At 71.1% G+C, this 20741-nt stretch carries 18 protein-coding genes; 11 read left to right on the top strand and 7 right to left on the bottom strand.

The window, feature by feature from the left end; all coding sequences use genetic code 11:
- Positions 1-151: 151 nt before the first annotated feature.
- The 3 genes from EWH70_RS16045 to EWH70_RS16035 are packed head-to-tail and all read right to left on the bottom strand — an operon-like array spanning position 152 to position 2561.
- Entirely contained in the window at positions 152-1291 is a 1140-nt protein-coding gene (locus EWH70_RS16045) for a glutamate--cysteine ligase (RefSeq protein ID WP_130476192.1), read from the bottom strand.
- 23 nt (positions 1292-1314) lie between these two features.
- Entirely contained in the window at positions 1315-1800 is a 486-nt protein-coding gene (locus EWH70_RS16040) for a hypothetical protein (RefSeq protein WP_130476191.1), read from the bottom strand.
- A complete protein-coding gene (locus EWH70_RS16035) occupies positions 1797-2561 on the bottom strand; it encodes an alpha/beta hydrolase (RefSeq protein WP_130476190.1) in 765 nt (254 codons plus the stop codon). The genes EWH70_RS16040 and EWH70_RS16035 overlap by 4 nt, the downstream gene beginning before the upstream one ends.
- Positions 2562-2779: 218 nt before the next feature.
- Between EWH70_RS16035 and EWH70_RS16030 the strand changes: the two genes are divergently transcribed.
- Positions 2780-3535, top strand: a complete 756-nt coding sequence (locus EWH70_RS16030) for a lysophospholipid acyltransferase family protein (RefSeq protein ID WP_130476189.1) — start codon at positions 2780-2782, stop codon at positions 3533-3535.
- A gap of 42 nt (positions 3536-3577) precedes the next feature.
- Positions 3578-4081 (top strand): polyadenylate-specific 3'-exoribonuclease AS, encoded by a 504-nt coding sequence (locus EWH70_RS16025; protein ID WP_130476188.1) that lies wholly within the window; start codon positions 3578-3580, stop codon positions 4079-4081.
- Here the strand turns inward: EWH70_RS16025 and EWH70_RS16020 are convergent.
- Entirely contained in the window at positions 4078-5166 is a 1089-nt protein-coding gene (locus EWH70_RS16020) for a 3-deoxy-7-phosphoheptulonate synthase (protein WP_130476187.1), read from the bottom strand. The genes EWH70_RS16025 and EWH70_RS16020 overlap by 4 nt on opposite strands.
- A 245-nt stretch (positions 5167-5411) precedes the next feature.
- Between EWH70_RS16020 and EWH70_RS16015 the strand changes: the two genes are divergently transcribed.
- Positions 5412-6437: a 6-phosphofructokinase gene (locus tag EWH70_RS16015; RefSeq protein WP_130476186.1), complete on the top strand. Its 1026-nt coding sequence runs from the start codon at positions 5412-5414 to the stop codon at positions 6435-6437.
- Between the two features lie 123 nt (positions 6438-6560).
- Here the strand turns inward: EWH70_RS16015 and EWH70_RS16010 are convergent, their stop codons facing one another.
- Complete coding sequence (locus EWH70_RS16010; protein WP_130476185.1) at positions 6561-8000, bottom strand: aromatic amino acid ammonia-lyase; 1440 nt, start codon at positions 7998-8000, stop codon at positions 6561-6563.
- Between the two features lie 177 nt (positions 8001-8177).
- Here EWH70_RS16010 and EWH70_RS16005 point away from each other — a divergent pair, with 177 nt between their 5' ends.
- The 8 genes from EWH70_RS16005 (at position 8178) to EWH70_RS15975 (ending at position 18467) form a co-directional block, all read left to right on the top strand.
- Positions 8178-9413, top strand: a complete 1236-nt coding sequence (locus EWH70_RS16005) for a glycoside hydrolase family 18 protein (protein WP_130476184.1) — start codon at positions 8178-8180, stop codon at positions 9411-9413.
- A gap of 92 nt (positions 9414-9505) precedes the next feature.
- Positions 9506-10174, top strand: a complete 669-nt coding sequence (locus EWH70_RS16000) for a DUF2461 domain-containing protein (RefSeq protein ID WP_130476183.1) — start codon at positions 9506-9508, stop codon at positions 10172-10174.
- Positions 10175-10273: 99 nt separating this feature from the next.
- A complete protein-coding gene (gene pyk, locus EWH70_RS15995; RefSeq protein WP_130476182.1) occupies positions 10274-11698 on the top strand; it encodes a pyruvate kinase in 1425 nt (474 codons plus the stop codon).
- Between the two features lie 36 nt (positions 11699-11734).
- Positions 11735-12640 carry an acyl-CoA thioesterase II gene (gene tesB / locus EWH70_RS15990; RefSeq protein ID WP_130476181.1) on the top strand — a complete coding sequence of 302 codons (906 nt, stop codon included), beginning with the start codon at positions 11735-11737 and terminating at the stop codon, positions 12638-12640.
- 1391 nt (positions 12641-14031) lie between these two features.
- Positions 14032-14895 (top strand): helix-turn-helix domain-containing protein, encoded by an 864-nt coding sequence (locus tag EWH70_RS15985; protein WP_130476180.1) that lies wholly within the window; start codon positions 14032-14034, stop codon positions 14893-14895.
- Between the two features lie 12 nt (positions 14896-14907).
- On the top strand, positions 14908-15111 hold the full coding sequence (locus tag EWH70_RS15980) for a DUF397 domain-containing protein (protein WP_130476179.1): 204 nt from the start codon (positions 14908-14910) through the stop codon (positions 15109-15111).
- Positions 15112-15266: 155 nt separating this feature from the next.
- Complete coding sequence (locus EWH70_RS35485) at positions 15267-15428, top strand: hypothetical protein (protein WP_165436292.1); 162 nt, start codon at positions 15267-15269, stop codon at positions 15426-15428.
- Between the two features lie 33 nt (positions 15429-15461).
- Positions 15462-18467: a helix-turn-helix transcriptional regulator gene (locus EWH70_RS15975; protein ID WP_130476178.1), complete on the top strand. Its 3006-nt coding sequence runs from the start codon at positions 15462-15464 to the stop codon at positions 18465-18467.
- Here the strand turns inward: EWH70_RS15975 and EWH70_RS15970 are convergent.
- Positions 18464-20077: a succinic semialdehyde dehydrogenase gene (locus EWH70_RS15970; protein ID WP_130476177.1), complete on the bottom strand. Its 1614-nt coding sequence runs from the start codon at positions 20075-20077 to the stop codon at positions 18464-18466. The genes EWH70_RS15975 and EWH70_RS15970 overlap by 4 nt on opposite strands.
- A gap of 87 nt (positions 20078-20164) precedes the next feature.
- The gene (locus tag EWH70_RS15965) at positions 20165-20740 is read right to left on the bottom strand and encodes a hypothetical protein (protein ID WP_130476176.1); all 576 of its coding nucleotides are present in this window, start codon (positions 20738-20740) and stop codon (positions 20165-20167) included.
- Between the last annotated feature and the right edge of the window lies 1 nt (position 20741).

Genomic DNA, 20741 nt, shown 5'->3' with positions numbered 1-20741 from the left:
CGACAGAAGCTCGGCCTTCACACCGAACACACCCCAGCGCCGGACTATGCCGTGAAGGCCGCCCTCACGGCGTCTCGTGCCGTGAAGGCCCCCTTCACGGCATGAGACGCCGTGCACGGCACGGGCGGTGCGGCGGCACGCGGGGGCGGCGTCAGTCCTTCGGGATTCCGTCGCGCATCTCGGCGATCAGGGAGGCCACGACCGCCTTCAGGCTGCCGTTGTGCTCCCGCGCCACGGCACGCTGGCGCTGGTAGCTCGCGCCGTAGCGCATGATCGTCTCGACGCCGCGCAGCTCCCGGGCGCAGTCCAGCTGCTTGGCCACCGGTTCCAGCCGCTCCAGCAGGTCGTCCAGGTCCTCGGTCACCAGCCGCTCGTTGCCCGCCGCGTCGAGGATGATGATCGCGTCCATCCCGTACCGGGCGGCCCGCCACTTGTTCTCCTGGACGTGCCACGGCGGCATGGTCGGCAGCGTCTCGCCCTCGTCCAGCCGCGCGCTGAAGTCGTCGACCAGGCACTGGGTCAGCGCCGCGATGGCCATGACCTCCTCCAGCGTGGGCAGCCCGTCGCAGACCCGCATCTCGATCGTCCCGAAGTGCGGAGCCGGCCGGATGTCCCAGCGGATCTCGGAGAAGTGGTCGATGACGCCGGTGACGAACATGTCGTCGACATAGGACTCCAGCTCCGACCAGTCGGAGAACTGGAACGGCAGCCCGGCCGTCGGCAGCTGCTGGAACATCAGCGCCCGGTTGGACGCGTACCCGGTCGCCTCCCCGCCCCAGTACGGCGAGGACGCCGACAACGCCTGCAGGTGCGGCGCGAAGTGCAGCAGTGCGTCCAGGATCGGCAGCACCTTGTCGCGGTGGTCGATGCCGACGTGGACGTGCACCCCGTAGATCAGCATCTGCCTGCCCCACCACTGGGTACGGTCGATCAGCTTGGCGTAGCGCTCCTTGTCGGTGACCTTCTGCTGGTACCAGGTGGAGAACGGGTGCGTGCCCGCGGAGAACAGCTCGACGCCGAGCGGGTCGGTCACCTCCCTGACCTCGGCGAGCGAACCCGCCAGGTCCTCGCCGATCTCGGCGACGGTCGAGCACACGCCGGTGATGATCTCGACGGTGTTGAGCAGCAGCTCCTGCTTGATCCGCGGATGCTCGAGCTTCCCGGGCGGCCGCACCGCGTCGAGCACCTGCTGCGCCACCGACGTCAGCTCACCGCTGCGGCGATCGACCAGCGCCAGCTCCCACTCGGCGCCGACGGTGGAGCGCCGGGACGGGCTGAAGTCGATCCGCATGATGGCCTCGGGCCAGGGCCGTCTCAGACCTGGGCGCCGTTGTCGGGGTCGGCGCCGTCCGGCGGGCCCTGCTTCACCCGCAGCAGCAACAACGCGATACCGGCGGCCAGCGCCAGCAGCCCGAGCGGGGTGGCGATGGCGGCGGCCAGGCCGATCACGCTGGGCGCGATCAGCAGCAACAGGCCGAGGACGAGGAACAGCAGCACGACGAACGCGCCCTTGCGCGGCCTGGGCAGCGGCGGCGGCTCGGGGGGCACGTAGTGGTCGTCGGGGTCGTCCGGCTTGCCCGGTTCGGCCGGGTCGTCGCCGAACATCGTGGCGCTCCAGTCGCTGTCGCTGCCGCGCCAGCCACCCGTCGCCGACGAGGTCACCGGCGCCGTCTCGACCGGGTCGTCCGGCAGGGACTTCTCCGGTGCCGTTCCGACGCCCTCCCTGCGCAGGTCGGCGACGATCTCCGCGAACGTCGCGTCGATGTCCTCGGGCCCGCCGGCACCGTTGCCGCGGCTCATACCGGCTCACCAGCCCTCCGGATCGAGCGGACGAACTCCACGCTGCGGTCGAAGATCAGCGGCGCGTCGTTGTCCAGCGTGGCGACATGGAAACTGTTCTCCAGTACGACCTCGGTGAGGTTCACGCTGCGGACCCCCTCCGCGATGATCCGCGAGTTCACCGGTTCCACCACGTGGTCAACGACCGAGTGCAGCAGAAGTAGCGGCTGGGTCACCCGGTGCAGGTCGGCTCGCACCAGCGCCCAGAGCTTCGCCAGGCTGGCCGCCGCACGCACCGGGGTGCGGGTGTAGGCGGGCTCGACGACGCCCGGCTTGGCGATGTCGCCGGACACGCCCTTCACCGACGGCACGAGCCTGGCCAGCAGCGGCAGCAGCTTCGCGTCCTTGCGCAGCGTCAGGACGGAGGCGTTGACGAGGGCGATCCCGTCGATTCGGTCGCCGAACTCCTGCGCCAGCCGCAGGGTCAGCGTGCCGCCCATGGACAGGCCGAACACGAACACCGACTCGCAGCGCTCCAGCAGGCCGAGCAGTTCGCCCCTGACGCAGCCGTACCAGTCCTGCCAGCCGGTACGGTTCATCTCCTGCCAGGTGGTGCCGTGCCCGGGCAGCAGCGGGATCGACACGGTGAAGTCCTCACCGGCCAGATGCTCGCCCCACGGCCGCATGCTGGCGGGGCTGCCGGTGAACCCGTGGCAGAGCAGGACGCCGACCCCGGACGAGCCGGTGTGCGCAAACGGCTGGGCGCCGGCGAGCACGGGCATGGGGCGGTGCCTTTCTCCGGGAACTCTCAACCTCGTCAGGGTTCCATGGTCGCATGTCCGGAGGCGTTGTGGTGGTGTCGGTTCGCCCGCCGGGCAGGTGGTGCACGATGTGAGATCGATCGCCCCCGCGGCGCAACCGGGTTCCAGACGTTGTGCGTGGTAGACGGGGTTCGTAGTCTTGTTGATCGGGTGTCGGGCGCGAGGAGGCCAAGTCCAAGGTGCTGTACTGGCTCATGAAGTACGTCCTGCTGGGACCGCTGCTGCGCCTGCTGTGGCCGACCAAGGTCACCGGGGTGGAGAACATCCCCCGTGAGGGGGGCGCCATCCTCGCCGGCAACCACCTCGCCGTCGCCGACTCGTTCTTCATGCCGCTGCACGTGCCGCGCATGGTCCGCTTCCCCGCGAAGCAGGAGTACTTCACCGAGAAGGGCTTCAAGGGGCTGCTGAAGAAGTGGTTCTTCACCGGCGTCGGGCAGATCCCCATCGACCGCACCAGCGGCTCGGCCGCGCAGGCCGCGCTGGACACGGCGATCCGCCTGCTGCGGGAGGGCCATCTGCTCGGCATCTACCCGGAGGGCACCCGCTCGCCGGACGGCAGGCTGTACAAGGGCAAGACCGGCGTGGCCCGGATCGTGCTGGAGGCGAACGTCCCGGTCGTCCCGGTCATCACCATCGGCACCGACAAGGTCAACCCGATCGGCTCCAAGATGTGGCGCCCGCGGCGGCTGGAGGTGCGGTTCGGCAAGCCGCTGGACTTCTCCCGCTACCAGGGGCTGTCCGGTGACCGGTTCGTCGAGCGGTCCATCACCGACGAGATCATGTACGCGCTGATGGAGCTGTCCGGGCAGGAATACGTCGACATGTACGCCGCCAAGGCCAAGGAGCTGGCCGCGGCCGACGCCGCCGGCGTGTCGCCCCGGGTGCCGAGGCAGGCCGCGGCGGCCGACCGGGTCCCGGAGACCAAGGCTTCCTGACCTTCGTCGGGACTGCCCCGGCCGGGTGACTAGGGTTGCGCGGTGCGATTTTTCTACGACACCGAGTTCATCGAGGACGGCGTGACCATCGACCTGGTGTCGATCGGTGTCGTGGACGCGAACGGCCGCGAGTTCTACGCGGTGTCGACCGACTTCGACCCGGACAGAGCCGGACCGTGGGTGCGGGAGAACGTCCTGCCGAAACTGCCCTCGCCCGCCGACCCGGCCTGGCGCAGCCGCGAGCGGATCCGTGCCGACCTGCTGGAGTTCTTCGGCAAGCCGCCCGGCGGGATCGAGCTGTGGGCCTGGTTCGCCGCCTACGACCACGTCGCGCTGGCGCAGCTGTGGGGCCCGATGCCCGCACTGCCGCGCCAGCTCCCGCGGTTCACCCGTGACCTGCGGCAACGGTGGGAGGACGTGGGCAAGCCGAAGCTGCCCACGCCGCCCACCGATGCCCACGACGCCCTCGCCGACGCCCGGCACAACCTGGTGCGCTGGCGCATCATCGAGGACGCGCGCAAGCGCCGCGGCTTCACCGGGTCCTAGCGGCTGGCGACGGCCTCCGCGAGCCGCTCCAGCAGGCGGTCGGTGGTGTTCCAGTCCATGCAGGCGTCGGTGATGCTCTGGCCGTAGGTCAGCTCGTCCCGATGCCCCAGGCGCAGTTCCTGCCTGCCGCCGGCGAGGAAGCTCTCCATCATCACGCCGGCGATTCCGGTCTCGCCCGCGCCGATCCGCTCGGCCAGCTCCTCGACCACACCCGCCTGACGGACGTGGTCCTTGCCGGAGTTGCCGTGGCTGGCGTCGACGATCAGCCGCCGCGGCAGGCCGGCCGCGGACAGCCTGCCGAGCGTGTCGGCGACGGTGGCCGGGTCGTGGTTGGGGCCGGACGCCCCGCCCCGCAGGATGACGTGGCAGTCCGGGTTGCCCGAGGTCGTCAGCAGCGCGGCGAGGCCGTCGGCGTTGATCCCGGCGAACACGTGACCCGCACCGGCCGCGCGGGTGGCGTCGACGGCGACCTGAACGTCACCGTCGGTGGAGTTCTTGATGCCGACCGGCATCGACAGCGCACTGCACAGCTGCCGGTGCACCTGGCTGGCCGCGGTGCGGGCGCCGATCGAGCCCCAGGTGACGATGTCGGCGATGAACTGCGGGGTGATCGGGTCGAGGAACTCGCAGCCCACCGGCAGGCCGAGCGCCGACACGTCGAGCAGCAGCTGCCTGGCCAGCCGCAGGCCCTTGTTGACGGCGTAGCTGCCGTCCAGGTCCGGGTCGTTGATCAGGCCCTTCCAGCCCAGCGTGGTGCGCGGCTTCTCGAAGTACACCCGCATCACGACGTGCAGCCGGTCGCGCAATGCCTCGGCCCGCTCGGCGAGACGTGCCGCGTAGTCCAGCGCGGCGGCCGGGTCGTGCACGGAGCACGGGCCGACGACGACCAGCAGCCGGTCGTCGTGGCCGTCGAGGATGCGCACGGTGTCCGAACGGCCCGTTCGCACGGTCTTCGCGACGGCCTCGTCGACCGGGTACTCGGCACGCAGCAGCGACGGCGGGATCAGCGGGCTGATGCTGGTGGTGCGCTGGTTGTCCAGTGACTGGGCGAGGGCGGGGGCCGCTGCGCCCGCGGTGATCGTCATGACGGGTAGGTGTCCTTTCGGCCAAGCCGAACCCGTCGGGAGAACCGTCGAGCCGGCTTGTGGGTCCGGCTCGAGGGTGGAAGGTCAGCGCGCGGCGTCGCCGGCTGACCCACCCGGGGCCGGCCTGCTAAACCAGAAATAGCGCTGCACGCCGCAGAGGATAGCACCCCCGTCTCTCAACCGATCAAGGTGAGTCCCGCTACGCTGGCGCCGACGAGACGAACTGCATGCGGAGGTTTGTTCTGATGCGAGTCGGTGTGCTGACCGGTGGCGGTGACTGCCCGGGCCTGAACGCGGTCATCCGTGCCGTGGTCCGCAAGGGCATCGAGGTCCACGGCTGGGAGATCCTCGGATTCCGCAGCGGCTGGCAGGGCCCGCTGACCGGCGAGTCCAAGCCGCTCGGCCTCGACGACGTCGAGGAGATCCTCACCCGCGGCGGCACGATCCTCGGTTCGTCGCGGACCAACCCGTACAAGGTCGACGGCGGCGTCGACAAGATCAAGTCTGTGCTGGCCGAGCAGGGCGTCGACGCGCTCATCGCCATCGGCGGCGAGGACACCCTCGGCGTGGCCAAGAAGCTGACCGACGACGGCGTCGGCGTCGTCGGTGTTCCCAAGACCATCGACAACGACCTCGGTGCCACCGACTACACGTTCGGCTTCGACACCGCGGTGCACATCGCCACCGAGTCGATCGACCGGCTGCGCACGACGGCCGAGTCGCACCACCGCGCGCTGGTCGTCGAGGTGATGGGCCGGCACGCGGGCTGGATCGCACTGCACTCGGGCCTGGCCGGCGGGGCCAACGTGATCCTGGTGCCGGAGCGGCCGTTCTCCGTGGACAAGGTCGTCAGCTGGGTGGAGCGGCGGTTCGAGCGCCAGTACGCCCCGATCATCGTCGTCGCCGAGGGCGCGCTGCCCGAGGGCGGTGCCGAGGTGCTGCAGAGCGGCGAGAAGGACGCGTTCGGGCACGTCCGGCTCGGCGGCATCGGCACCTGGCTGGCCGACGAGATCGCGGCTCGCACCGGCAAGGAGTCGCGTGCGGTCGTGCTCGGCCACACCCAGCGTGGCGGCACCCCGACGGCCTACGACCGGGTGCTGGCCACCCGCTTCGGCCTCAACGCCGTCGACGCGGTCGCCGACGGCGACTTCGGCGTGATGGTGGCGCTGCGTGGCACCGACATCGTGCGGGTCAAGCTCGCCGAGGCCACCGCCGAGCTGAAGACCGTCCCGGCCTCCCGTTACGAGGAAGCCGAGGTCTTCTTCGGTTAATTGGGGCTCGCTCCGCTCGCCCGCGGGCGGCCCCTTGAGGCGGCGTCTTCCCTCGTCGCCGTCGGCCGCGAGCGGCCTTTGGGCTCCTCAGTCCAGACGCCGCCGGGCCGCCCGGGTCGGGAGTCAGATGCGGGCCAGATCGTCGAGGACCGCCGCCGCGGCGGCGATGTCCTCGGTGAGTGGGCGGTCGTCGGTGCTCGGCTCGAGCACGGCGCCCGCCCGCTCGAACGCGTCGCGGGCTGGCAGGTCGACCAGCTCGGCCTGCCGCATCCGCAGCGCCCGCACGGCGGCCACCAGCTCACACGCCAGCAGCTGACGGTAGGCCGCGCACGCCGCGGTGGCCGCCCGCGCCGCCTGGGTGGAGAAGCTGGCGTGGTCCTCCAGGCCACGTGACACCACGGCGGTGCCCAGCGTCATCGGCAGCGCCGCCTGCCGCAGCTCGGCGAGCGCGTCGTGGGCGACGTACTCCAGGATCATCACCCCGGAACTGCCCGCCGGCCCCGCCGCGAGGAACGGCCGCAGCCCGGTGAACTCCGGCTCGACCAGGTCGCCCAGCCGGGCCGCGGACAGCTCGGCGACCTGGTGGACGGTCGCCCGCGCCTGGTCGAGCGCCGTGGACACGTACGCGGTGTGGAAATGCGCGTGGTGGTAGGCGTCGCCGTGCACGGTGGAGATCATCGGGTTCTCCGTGCCCGCGTTGATCTCGACGGCCAGCACGTCCCGCAGGTAGTGTACGGCGTCCAGCGCCGGTCCCTGGACCTGCGGGAACGCCCGCAGGCCGAACGGGTCCTGGATGCGCCTGCCGGGCGCCGGTGTGCCTTCCATGCCCAGCAGCCTGCGGATCTCGGCGGCGCAGGCGATCTGCCCGGGGTGCGGGCGGGCCTCGTGCACCGGCGTGGCGTAGGCCTCCGGGTTGCCGTCCAGCGCGATGTAGGTGAGCGCGACGACGGCGTGGCTGGCCCTGGTCAGCGTGTCCAGTTCCAGCGCGGCCAGCGACGCCTCGGCCAGCGTGGCGGCGTTGCTGCTCATGAACGCCAGCGCGTCGCCCGCCTGCACCGGCACCGGCGGGATGCCGCCGCGCAGCCACGCGCGCTCGCCCGCCAGCGCGAGGGCGGTCTCGGCCAGCGGCGCGAGGTCGCCGGTGCCGATGGCACCGAGCCGGTGCACCAGCGGCAGCGAGCCGGTGCGCAGGGCGTCGGCCAGCGCGGCGATCAGGTCGGGGTGGATGCCCGAACGGCCGGCGACCAGCTGGTTGAGCCGGATCAGCATCATGGCGCGGACGTGGCCGGGCGGCATCGGCTCGCCACTGCCACCGGCGTGGCTGCGCAGCAGGCGCAGGCCGTGTGCGGTGTCGCCGGCCGGCACGGCGTCGTCCTTGTTGGCTCCGACGCCGGTGGTCCGCCCGTAGACGATCCGGCGTGCGCTGAGCTCCTCGGCCAGCTCCCACGCCTTGCGTGCGGCCCGCAGAGCGCTGATCGACACGTCCAGCACCAGCGGTCCCTGCGCGGCCGCGGCGTCGGCCACGTCGGCGCAACGCAGGGTACGTCCGTCCACCCGGATCACTCTGGGTTCCTCCTCTCGCCGGTGATCACTATGCGCCGCTGCGCTCGGTAGCCGGCAGGCCGGAGGTAGTAGGACGAACCGGTGATCGGTGGTCTGAACCATTGAGTCAATGGTCTAGTCCATTTAGCGTGTGGGGATGCGGCGCGACGATGCGCCGCCAGGCTCTACGGAGGCCTCATGTTCACGTCCGGAAGACGGAGACTGATCGCGCTGGTCGGCACGGTAGCGGCGGCTCTGCTGGCCGTCACCGTGGCGACCCCGGCATCGGCCGGTTCTGGGGCGGCCCCGGCCCCGTCCGCGCAGGCGCACGGGAAGACGCTCGGGTACTTCGCCCAGTGGGGCATCTACCAGCGCAACTATCACGTGAAGAACATCCACACCAGCGGCTCGGCCGCGAAGCTGACGCACATCAACTACGCGTTCGGCAACGTGGTCAACGGGCAGTGCGTGCTGGGCGACACCTACGCCGACTACGACCGGTTCTACAACGCGGGGGAGAGCGTCGACGGCGTCGCCGACACCTGGGACCCCGGCGCGCTGCGGGGCAACTTCGGCCAGCTCAAGCGGCTGAAGAAGATGTACCCGAACATCAAGATCCTGTTCTCGTTCGGTGGCTGGACCTGGTCCGGCGGCTTCGGGCAGGCGGCCCAGAACCCGACCGCGTTCGCCAACTCCTGCTACAACCTGCTGCACGACCCGCGGTGGAACGGTGTCTTCGACGGCATCGACATCGACTGGGAGTACCCCAACGCCTGTGGCCTGACCTGCGACACCAGCGGCCCGAACGCGCTGACCAACCTCGCGTCGGCACTGCGTAACCGGTTCGGCTCGGAGCTGGTCACCGCCGCGATCACCGGTGACGGCTCCTCCGGCGGCAAGCTCGACGCCGCCGACTACGCCGGCGCGGCGCGGCACTTCGACTGGTACAACGTCATGACCTACGACTACTTCGGCGCCTGGGCGGCGCAGGGTCCGACGGCACCGCACTCCCCGCTGACCTCCTACAACGGCATCCCGGCCCAGGGCTTCAACTCGGACGCGGTGATCCAGAAGCTCAAGGGCAAGGGGGTCCCGGCGAGCAAGCTGCTGCTGGGTCTCGGGTTCTACGGCCGCGGCTGGACCGGCGTCACGCAGGCGGCGCCCGGTGGCACGGCGACCGGCCCGGCACCGGGCACCTACGAGCAGGGCATCGAGGACTACAAGGTGCTCAAGTCCAAGTGCCCGGCCAACGGCACGATCGCGGGCACGGCGTACGCCCACTGCGGCAACCAGTGGTGGAGCTACGACACCCCGGCGACCATCCGAGGGAAGGTCGGCTACGCCCGTACGCAGGGCCTCGGCGGCACCTTCTTCTGGGAGCTGTCGGGTGACACGTCCAACGGCGAGCTGATCACGGCGATCGCCAACGGCTGACGTCGGCGCCCCGGTGGCCCGCTCCCTGGGGAGCGGGCCACTTCGCTGTCGGTGCCGCCGGGTACCGTGCCGGCGACCCGGGAGGACGAGAAGTGGCGAAGTTCGAGGGGTTCGGCGAGTACGCCGTCGAGTTCTACGACGGCCTGATCGCCGACAACTCCAAGGCGTACTGGGACGACAACGTCCACATCTACCGTGCCGACGTGCGGGCGCCGATGGAGGCGCTGCTCGCCGAGCTGAACAGCGAGTTCGCCGCCGGTTTCGGCGAGGGCAAGGTGTTCCGGCCCTACCGCGACGTGCGGTTCGCCAAGGACAAGACGCCCTACAAGACCCACTGTGGCGGTGTGATCGAGCAGGGCAGGGGCGGCGGCGCCTACTACGTCGAGGTCGGCCCGGACGGGCTGCGGGTCGGCGGCGGCTGCTTCCACCTGGCCAGTGATCAGGTGGCCAGGTTCCGCACCGCGGTGGACACCGAGGTGCACGGCGCCGAGCTGGAGAAGATCGTCGCGAAGCTGCGCCGGGCGGGCTGGGAGATCAAGGGCGACCGGCTGCGGACCCGCCCGCGGGGATTCGCCGAGGATCACCCGCGGCTGGAACTGCTCAAGCATCGCTCGCTCTACGCCGTGCGCGTCTGGCCGCCGGATGACACGCTGCACGAGCGGGCGTGCCTGACCCGGGTGCGCAAGGCCTGGCGCCAGCTGCGTGACTTCAACGAGTGGGCGCGCGACCACGTAGGGTCGAGCGACCTGCCGCGGCGCTGACCTGCGCAAGCAGTACGGCTGTCCGATTCAGGCGAATTTCGGGATCGGTTCCGGGATCGGTAAAGACTTGTGCGCCGGAAGGGTCTACGCTCTGGGGACGTGAGCCGACGCGCGAAGATCGTTTGCACCCTGGGCCCCGCGACCGCCACGGCGGAGAAGGTCCGTGACCTCGTCGACGCCGGAATGGACGTCGCGCGGATGAACTTCAGCCACGGTAGCCAGAGCGACCACAAGCAGGTCTACGACCTGATCCGGGCCGCCGCTGCCGAGACCGGCCGCGCGGTCGGCATCCTCGGCGACCTGCAGGGGCCGAAGATCCGCCTCGGCACGTTCGCCGGCGGGCCGGTCGAGTGGCGTACCGGCGACGAGGTGCGGATCACCGTCGAGGACGTGGCAGGCACCCACGACCGGGTCTCCACCACGTACAAGGGCCTGGCCAAGGACGCCAAGCCGGGCGACCGGCTGCTGGTCGACGACGGCAAGGTCGGGCTGGTCGTCAAGCATGTCGACGGCCCCGACGTCGTCTGCGAGGTCACCGAGGGCGGCCCGGTCAGCAACAACAAGGGCGTGTCGCTGCCCGGCATGGACGTCTCGGTGCCCGCGCTGACCGACAAGGACATCGAGGACCTCGAGTTCGCCATGGAACTCGGCGTCGACTTCGTCGCGCTGTCGTTCGTGCGCTCGCCCGCCGACATCGACCTGGTGCACCAGGTCATGGACCGGGTCGGCAAGGGCAGGGTCCCGGTGGTCGCCAAGCTGGAGAAGCCGGAGGCCGTCTACAACCTCGAGGCGATCGTGCTGGCGTTCGACGGCATCATGGTCGCCCGCGGCGACCTGGGCGTGGAGCTGCCGCTGGAGCAGGTTCCGCTGGTGCAGAAGCGGGCGATCCAGATCGCGCGGGAGAACGCCAAGCCGGTGATCGTGGCCACCCAGATGCTGGACTCCATGATCAACAACTCCCGGCCCACCCGCGCCGAGGCGTCCGACGTCGCCAACGCGGTGCTCGACGGCGCCGACGCGGTGATGCTGTCCGGGGAGACCAGTGTCGGCCGGTACCCGGTCGAGACCGTCGAGACGATGAGCCGGATCGTGCAGGCCGTCGAGACCGACTCGCCGTCGGTGCCGCCGCTGTCGCACGTGCCCAGGACCAAGCGGGGCGTGATCTCCTACGCCGCCCGCGACATCGGCGAGCGGCTCAACGCCAAGGCGCTGGTGGCGTTCACGCAGTCCGGTGACACCGTGCGCAGGCTGGCGCGGCTGCACACCCGGCTGCCGCTGCTGGCGTTCACGCCGGAGGAGAGCGTGCGCAGCCAGCTGGCGATGACCTGGGGCACCGACACCCGCATCGTGCCGTTCGTCGGCTCGACGGACGCGATGATCCAGCAGGTAGACCACGCGATGCTGGAGATGGGCCGCTACCAGCCGGGCGACCTGGTGGTGATCGTGGCGGGCTCGCCGCCGGGCACCGTCGGCTCCACCAACCTCATCCGGGTGCACCGGCTCGGTGAGGACGACCACGCCTGACCGGCGTGGCTGCTGCTTTCGCCTAGGCTTCTCGGCATGACAGAGGTAGCCCGTGCCGCCGCGACTGAGCTGGACTCCGGCGAGCCGGGAGGTGGCCAGGAGGTGCTGGACCGGCTCGTCGGGCTGCTCGACCTGGAGCGGATCGAGGAGAACATCTTCCGCGGGGTGAGCCCGTCGCACTCGCCGGTGCGGGTGTTCGGCGGGCAGGTCGCCGGGCAGGCTCTGGTCGCCGCCGGCCGCACCGTCCCGGCCGAGCGGGCGGTGCACTCGCTGCACGCGTACTTCATCCGCGGCGGCGACCCGTCGGTGCCGATCGTCTACGAGGTCGACCGAATCCGCGACGGCCGCTCGTTCACCACCCGTCGCGTGGTCGCCGTCCAGCACGGCAAGGCGATCTTCTCGCTGTCGGCGTCGTTCCAGAAGGCCGAGCACGGCATCGAGCACGCCGACCCGATGCCCGACGTGCCGCGTCCGGAGACGCTGCCGACGCTGCCCGAGCGCGCCAGAGGGTACCCGGACGTGCTCGGCCTGCGCAGCCGGCCGCGGCCCATCGACCTGCGCTACGTCAACGACCCGCCCTGGGTGACGCGGGAGACCGGCGAACGGCCCGCTCGCAACCAGGTGTGGATGCGTGCCGACGGCACGCTGCCCGACGAGCCGCTGCTGCACGTCTGCGTCCTGACCTACGCGTCCGACATGACCCTGCTCGACTCGCCGCTGGCGCGGCACGGGGTCTACTGGGACACCGACCGCGTGCTGGGCGCCAGCCTGGACCACGCGCTGTGGTTCCACCGGCCGTTCCGTGCCGACGAGTGGTTCCTCTACGACACCGAGACGCCGTCGGCGTCCGGCGCCCGCGGCCTGGCGACCGGCCGGTTCTTCGCCGAGGACGGCACGCTCATCGCCACGGTCGTCCAGGAGGGCCTGCTGCGGGTCCTGTAGCCCGTGCCGTGAAGGCCGCTCTCACGGCATCTGGTGCCGGTGCCCCCGGCACAGTCGGACTGTGACAGGGCGAGGTGGGCGGTCTCGAGCGCGGAACTCATGATGCGGACCGGGTTCTCACCTGGTGCCGGTCGCCCGCGTGACTGGTCCGTTCGCGCGAGTCGTACGTTCTGACGCGCGAGTCGTAGGTTCTGGCGCGCGAGTCGTAGGTTCTGGCGCGCGAGTTGTACGTTCCCGCCTGGCACCAAAGCACGTGAAGGCCACCTTTACTACGTCTCACCTCAGGGGCCCGGCGAAGTCGTGGGCAGCGTCGGCCTGGGGCCGTGGGCAGGGGCGCTGTGGTTGCGTCTTGCGCAAGTATGGTGCCGTTGGTGGCGGCGGGGTGTTGTCTCGTTCGTGGTGGCTGGTGGGGTGGGTGTGCTGGCTGGTGCCGGTGTGGCAGGTGTGCCCGCCTGGCGGGTTCGCGTCAGGTAGGTGAAGGCCACCTTCATCACGTCTGACGAGAGGAACTCGGCCTTCACGCGATCTCAGCTGTCCCGCTGGCATCGCAGGCCACGGCAGCCCCACCAGCCACACCCGTAAGGCAGCGAGGGAGCTTTACTACCCTTCTTCGCTAGTAAAGCTCCCTTGCTCACGCCCGGCGCCCGACTTTGCCGGGACCCTGAGGTGAGATGTGGTGAAGGTGGCCTTCACGTGCTTTACCCAGGCCTGTTGTCTCCTGATCTGGAACCGACGTGCCGGACAGTGGGACCAGGCGGGCGGGAACGTGCAACTCGCGGGTCCGGAACGGACGACTCGCGCCCCGGAACGTACGGCTCGCGCGTGAGAACGTACGACTCGCGCGTACGGGCCGGTCACGCGGGCGACCGGCGCCACGTGAGAACCGGCGTCCACATCGTGAGTTCTGCGCTCACGCACGCGAGTTCTGCGTTCCGGACCGCGAGTTCTGCGCTCGAGCCGCCGACCTTGCCCTGCCGTACCCGGACTTTGCCGGGGTCCTGACCTCTGACGTACTCAAGGTGGCCTTCACGTGCTTCGCGGCGCCCTCCCGCGGCCCACTTCACCCATAAGGCTTACTCGCCACGCACCGTAGCCAAACGCGGCTGGCCGGGAACGGTATGAAGGGAGCTTTACTGGCGTCTTAGGGTAGTAAAGCTCCCTTGCTCGCGTTACCGGCGGGTAGGAGGGACGGGTGTGACACCAGAGGGTGACAGCGATGGGCGCCGGAGACGGCACGCGCGACGCCTATTTCTGGCCTTCTGCAAATTGCAGACAGAAAGTCGGACGAATTTTTCACCCACGTGGCGGTGAATACGTCACCAACCTTGGTATTCGCTGGTTAGATATGACGTCGGGGGCCGTCACGAATGCCGGGCAAAACGGAGGTGGCCATGACCCGAGGGCGTGGGCCCACTGTCCGGCGTCGCAGGCTGGCGGGTGAACTTCGCAGGTTGCGAGAAAGCGCCGGGCTCACCATCGACGAGGTCGGCGAGAAGCTGGAATGTTCGGCCTCGAAGATCAGCCGAATCGAGACCGGCCACGTCGGCGTCAACCCCCGCGACGTCCGGGACATGCTGGAGCTCTATGGGCTGTCCGGGGACCAGCGCGAGGCGCTCGTGCAGCTCGCCAGGGAAGCCCGCACCCGCGGCTGGTGGCATGCCTACAACGAGGTGTTCACCGGCACCTTCGTCGGCCTGGAGGCCGACGCCAGCTCGCTGTGCGCGTTCCAGGCACTGCTGGTGCCGGGCCTGCTGCAGACCGAGCGGTACGCCCGCACGGTGATCAGGGCGATGCGCCCGGACGCCGACGAGGTGGAGATCAAACGCAGGGTGGCCGCCCGGATGGCGCGCCAGGAACTGCTCACCGACCCGGCGCCACCGCAGTACTGGGCGGTCATCGACGAGGCGGTGCTGCATCGCATGGTCGGCGGCACCGAGGTCATGACAGAACAGCTTTCCCGGTTGCTCGACGTGGCGACGATGCCGCATGTGACGATCCAGGTCGTGCCATTCGGTGCCGGAGCCCATCCGGGAATGGAAGGTCCGTTTCTGATTCTCGGTTTTCCGGAGCAGGCAGATCCGGATGTCGTCTATGTGGACAGCACGTCCAGCGGGGTCTACCTGGAGCTGCCCGATGACGTGCGGCGATACACCATGATGTTCGACCATTTGCGGGCCGCCGCGCTGCGGCCGGACGATTCGGTGCAGCTGATCGGCGAACGCGTCGAACAGCTGGGTGGCACGCTGGAAAGTTAAGGAGAGGGAGTCATGTCCGAGGCCGACAAGGGTCAGCTCGTCTGGCGCAAGAGCAGCTACAGCGGCGGTGGCAACGACTGCGTCGAGGTCGCCTTCACCGGCGACGGCGCCGCCGTCCGCGACTCCAAGGACATCGAAGGCGGCTCGCTGACGTTCAGCCCGTCGGGATGGCTGGGGCTGCTGGACGCGGTTCGCTCCGGCAGCCTGCGCCAGTAGCACCACTCACGGACCCCTTACCCCCGCACTCGGCCGTCACCGAGGGGGTAAGGGGTCTTTCACGTCCAGGGCTGCGTGATCACCCGATGCCTCAGGGGTGACCTCAGGACGAACCTGAAGTCTCGGCAGGGATGGATGGATCGGAAAGAGGAATCATGGCAAGGGACTGGATGTACGACGCGGTGCTCGCCGAGGTCGCCTACCGGCACGACGAGCTGCGTAAGGCCCGGCGCCTGACGCTGCCGCTGCGTACCCGCAGGCAACCCGCCCGGGCTCCGCAGATCCCGCGGCAGCGCAGGGGAGAGCACGACCGGTAATCGGCTACACCGTTGTCAGTGGGGTGGGCCAGAATGCTGATCGTGCCCCGACTCGGATCAGGAATCCCGCTCGTAGGCCGCGTCGAACAGCTGCGCGGCCTGCGAGCGGCGCTCGCTCGCGCCGAGCGCAACGAGGCCCGGGCGGTGCTGCTGGCCGGCGACGCGGGCGTCGGCAAGACCCGGCTGCTGGCCGAACTGGCCGAGCACGCCACGGCCACCGGCGCGCTGGTGCTCACCGGCCGCTGTCTCGACCTGCGCGACGGCGGTCTGCCGTACCTGCCGTTCGCCGAGGCGCTCACGCCGCTGGCCGCCGTCGAGGCCGTCCGGGCCCGGCCGGCACTGGGCAGGCTGCTGCCGCAGCTGGGGGCGGTGTTCACCGCCGACGCCGATCAGCTGAGCGGGACGGCGTCCGAACGCGACGGGCTGCCGGGCGTCCGCACCCAGCACGACCTCGGTCAACTGCAGCTGTTCGACGCCGTGCTGGGACTGCTGGCCGAACTGTCCGAGACCCAGCCCGTCGTGCTGGTGCTGGAAGATCTGCACTGGGCCGACGGCTCGACCCGTGGCCTGCTGTCCTTCCTGGTGTCCCGGCTGCGGGCGCAGCGGCTGCTGATCGTGGCCAGCTACCGCGAAGAGGACGTCCACCGCAGGCACCCGCTGCGCGCGCTGCTCGCCGACCTGGTGCGGGTGGCCAGCGTCGAGCGGATGGACCTGCCGCCCTTCGGCGAGGACGAGGCCCGCGCGTTCGTCGAGGCGCTGGCCGAGGGCAAGCTCGCCCCGGCGACGGTCGCCGACGTCATCGAACGCTCCGAGGGCAACCCGTTCTTCGTCGAGGAACTGCTGGCCTCGGTGGCCGAGTGCGGCGACGGCCGGGCGGGCGCCGAGCTGCCTGCCGGGCTGGCCGAGGTGCTGCTGGCCAGGCTGGAACGGCTGGGGCCGGACACCCAGCGGGTGCTGCGCGTGGCGTCGGTGGCCGACGGCGGTGTCGGGCACGCCCTGCTCACCGACGTCGCCGGGCTCGACGAGACCCGCCTGGACGAGGCGCTGCGGGAGGCGGTGCAGCACCACGTCCTCGTGGTGGAGCGCACGCACTACGCGTTCCGGCACGCGCTGCTCAAGGAGGCCGTGCACGGCGACCTGCTGCCCGGCGAACGCACCCGGCTGCATGCGGCCTACGCGGCGCGGCTGCTCACCCAGCCCGGCGGCAGGGGCCGCGACGCGCTGCTGGCCCATCACAGTCTGGAGAGCAACGACCTGCCCACCGCGCTGGCCGCCAGCCTGCGGGCCGCCACCGAGGCCGAGAAGCTCGGCGCCCCGGACGCGGCGCTGGGGCACACCGAGAAAGCACTGTCCATTTGGGACGCCGTGCCGCCCGGTGAGCGCCCGGAGGGCGTCGACGAGCTGAAACTGCTGCACCACGCGGCCTACTTCGCGGGCGCGTCGGGCGAGCCGGAACGCGCGGTCGCCTACGCCCGCTCGGCCACGCAGGCGCTCGACGACACGGTGCCGGCCGAGCGGGCGGCCACCATCTGGCGCAGGCTCGCCGAGTCGCAGATGGCGATGGACAGCACCTGGGACGAGTCGGTTGCCTCGATCGGCCGGGCGTGGGAACTGGTCGAGCACCTGCCCGCGTCCAGGACCAGGGCCTGGGTGCTGGGAACCCGCGCGCGGATCATGCGCGGGCTGCACCGTAGCGCCGAGTCGCTGGAGTCGGCCCGCCAGGCGGTCGCCGACGCCCGTGCGTCCGACACGCTGGGCGCGGAAGCCGACGGGCTCATCACGCTGGGCATCCTCGCCGAGTTCGAGGGCGACCGGGAAACGGCGCGGGAGCGGCTGCGCGAGGCGCGGCGCAAGGCGCAGCAGGCCGGATCGGTCAACGTCGAGCTGCGTGCGCTGTACTTCCTGGCGCTGAGCTACGACGACGAGGCCGACCTGCCCGCCGCCCTGCGCGCGTACACCGAGTGCGTCGACGCCGCCGCGGCCAACGGCCTGGTGTGGAGCGGTTACGGCATCGAGGCCCGGGCTCGCAGGCTGTACCTGCGTTACCTCACCGGCGACTGGCCCGCCTGGGAGGCGGGGAAACGTCCGCACCTGGGGGTGTCCAGCTCCGCTGCGTCCCGGGCGATCGCGTCCTGGGTGTACATCGCGCTGGCCCGCGGCGACTTCGCCGAGGTCGACCGCCTGCTCACCGGGCTGCGCCCGCTGTGGCGCTCCGACGCGGCCATCGCGGTGGCGGCCGGGGCGATCGCCGTCGAGCTGGCGTGCTGGCGCCGCGACTGGGCGGAGGCCGTGCGGCGGACCGAGGAGACCCTCGGCTGGCTCGAGGAGTACGACGACGTCATGCGGCTGGCCACCCTGCGGATCACCGCACACGCCATCGCCGGCCGTGCCGGTCAGGCGGAGGAGGCCCGGCTGCGCGGTGCGGGCGACGCCGCCGCGGAGGCGGTGCGGGCGGGTGAGGCGCTGCGGGAACGCGTCGAGCACGCGGCCCGGGTCGGCAAGCCACGCAGCGGGACGCTGGGCCCCGAGGGGCGGGCGTGGCTGGCCAGGGCCAGGGCCGAGGCGAGCAGGCTGGGTGGGACGCCGGACCCGGAGTTGTGGAAGACCGCCGTCGCGGAGTTCGGCTACGGCGCCCGGTACGAGCAGGCGGTGTGCCGCTGGCGTTACGCCGAGGCGCTGCTGGCGGCCGATGACGCCGAGGCTGCGGCCGCGGAGCTGGCCGACGTCCACGAGCTGGCGACCAAGCTCGGCGCCCGGCCGCTGGCCGAGGCCGTGCGGGAGCTGGCCGGCCGGGCGAAGGTGGCGCTGCCGGGGGTCGCGACGGTCAAGCGTGACGTGGTCGACCCGCTGACCGACCGGGAGCGGGCGGTGCTGGAGCGGGTGGCGCAGGGCCGCACCAACCGCCAGGTCGGCGCGGAGCTGTTCATCAGCGAGAAGACGGTGAGCGTGCACCTGTCGCGGGCGATGGCGAAGCTCGGCGCGAGCCGGCGCGCCGAGGCCGTCGCCATCGCCTACGACCGGGGACTGCTGACGCGTTAGCGGCGCGGCAGGCGGCGCAGTGCCCGCATGCTCGCGGTCATGCCCTTGGTCCACAGCCGGGGCGGCAGCCCGCGGAACGGCCGCAGCCGCAGCCCGCGCTGCACCGCGATCGCCTGGGCCTCGGTGTACTTCAGCAGGCCCTCGGCGCCGTTGCGCCTGCCCATGCCGGATTCCTTCATCCCGCCCATCGGCAGGCCGACCGTGCCGAACGTGGCCGCGAAGCCCTCGTTGACGTTGACCGTGCCCGCCTTCACCCTGGCCGCCACCGCCCGCCCGATGCGGGTGTCCCGGCACCAGACGCTGGCGTTGAGCCCGAACGAGGTGTCGTTGGCCCGCCGGACCGCGTCGTCGACCTGCGTGTAACCGTAGATCGACACGACGGGGCCGAACGTCTCCTCGGCGAACAGCCGCGCCGACTCGGGCACGTCGGTCAGGATGGTCGGCTCGTAGAACAGCGGGCCCGCCTCGGGGGCCGGCTGGCCGCCGGTGAGGACGGTGGCTCCGGCGGCGCGGGCGTCCTCGACGTGGGCCGAGACCGACTCCAGTTGCGCGGCGGAGGTGAGCGAGCCCATGTCGGCGCCGTAGTCCAGCCGTGCGCCCAGCCGCAGTGCCTCGGTCCGGGCGACGAACGCGCGGGTGAACTCCTCCCGGATGTTCTCGTGAACGTAGATCCGCTCCACCGAGACACACAGCTGACCGGCGGAGGAGAAGCATGCCGCGACGGCTCCCTCGGCCGCCTTGGCGACCGGCGCGTCCGGCAGGACGATCATCGGGTTCTTGCCGCCGAGTTCCAGCGAGTACCCGGTGAGCCTGCCCGCGACCCGCTGGGCGAGCTGCTTGCCGGTGGGCGTCGACCCGGTGAAGCACAGGTAGTCGGACTCCTCGACCAGCGCGTCGCCGATCTCCGAGCCGCGGCCGAGCACGATCTGCCAAACACCGGCGGGCAGCCCCGCCTGCTCGGCGAGTTCGTGCAGCCACAGCGCGGCCAGCGCGGTCTGGTTGTCCGGCTTCTGCACCACGGCGTTGCCGGCGGCCAGTGCGGGCAGCACGTCCATCGCGGTGAGCGCCAGCGGGTAGTTCCACGGCGAGATGATCCCGACGACGCCCCTCGGGTGCCGCAGCTCGCCCGCCCTGGTCAGCAGCGGGATGACCCCGGCGGCCCGGCGCGGCGCGAGAATGCGGGCGCTGTGCTTGCCGTAGTACGCCGCGACCAGCGCCACCGAGGCGACCTCGTCGAACGCGTCCAGCCTGGCCTTGCCCGCTTCGAGCTGGACCAGGTCCAGTGCCTCCTTCTGCCGCTCCAGCACCAGGTCGTGCAGGCGCAGCACGATGCGCTGGCGTTCGGCGGCCGGCCGGGCGGCCCAGGCCTGCTGTGCCTCGCGGGCCCGGTCGAACGCGGCACGGGCGTCGGCATCGGTGGCCTGCGGCAGGGTCGCGGTCGCCACGCCGGTGAACGGGGCGTGCACGGTGACCGGGGCGGAGTCGCGGCCGCCGGTGACGCGGCGGGCCAGCTGTGCGGCCCGCCAGGCAGGCGGTGCCCCGACCACGCCGCCGATCGTGCCAGGCGAAGGGGTGTCCTCTCCGGTGGCTTCCGATGCGGTGCTGGTCATGGAGTCCTCCAGGTGCGGGCTCTAGTTACCGACGGGTACACCATACCGGCGGTACGCTCGAATGGGGGAAACGTGAATGGATTTCAGTTATTCTGGGGGTAGCGCCACGATGCTGACCTCGGGACGTGGCCGCCTCGTCCGGTCCGGCAGGAACGTCAGCACCGCCGCCACCGCGGCGACGGCCACCGCGCCCACCGGAACCCACAGGCCAGGCCCGGCCGCGGCCTCGAAGTCGGCGTCCGCCACTTGTTCCAGGGCTTCGTAGAAACTGACCTGGCTGGAGACCGCCTGGGCGAGCATCCACACCGCGGCACCGGCGGCGGCCGCCCCGGCGACGATCGTGGTGCGGGCCACGGCGAGCACGCCCCGTCCCGCCAGCGGGCTGGCGGCGAGCGCTCCGGCCAGTGCGCCCACCAGCAGCAGTGCCCCGACCACGGTGAGCGGGAGGCCGAACTGGGCGGCCTGCGAGCCGAGGGGCTCGGTGTCGGCGGGAACGCTCGTCGTCGTCCACGACGTCACCGACCGCATCTCGTTCTCGGACCCCACCGATGCTCTGAAGTCGGTGTGCGACAGGAAGGTGCCGAAGATCAGCAGCCCGGCCGCGACGGCCGCCAGCGCGGCGGCCAGCATCCGCGCCCGGTTGGCCGGTGGTGTGTCGTGCACA

This window comes from Amycolatopsis suaedae (assembly GCF_004214935.1).
In the GTDB taxonomy this organism is placed as follows: Bacteria; Actinomycetota; Actinomycetes; order Mycobacteriales; family Pseudonocardiaceae; genus Amycolatopsis; species Amycolatopsis suaedae.
The sequence above is the reverse complement of the archived record's forward strand: the minus strand, read 5'-3'. Positions and strand labels throughout refer to the sequence as shown.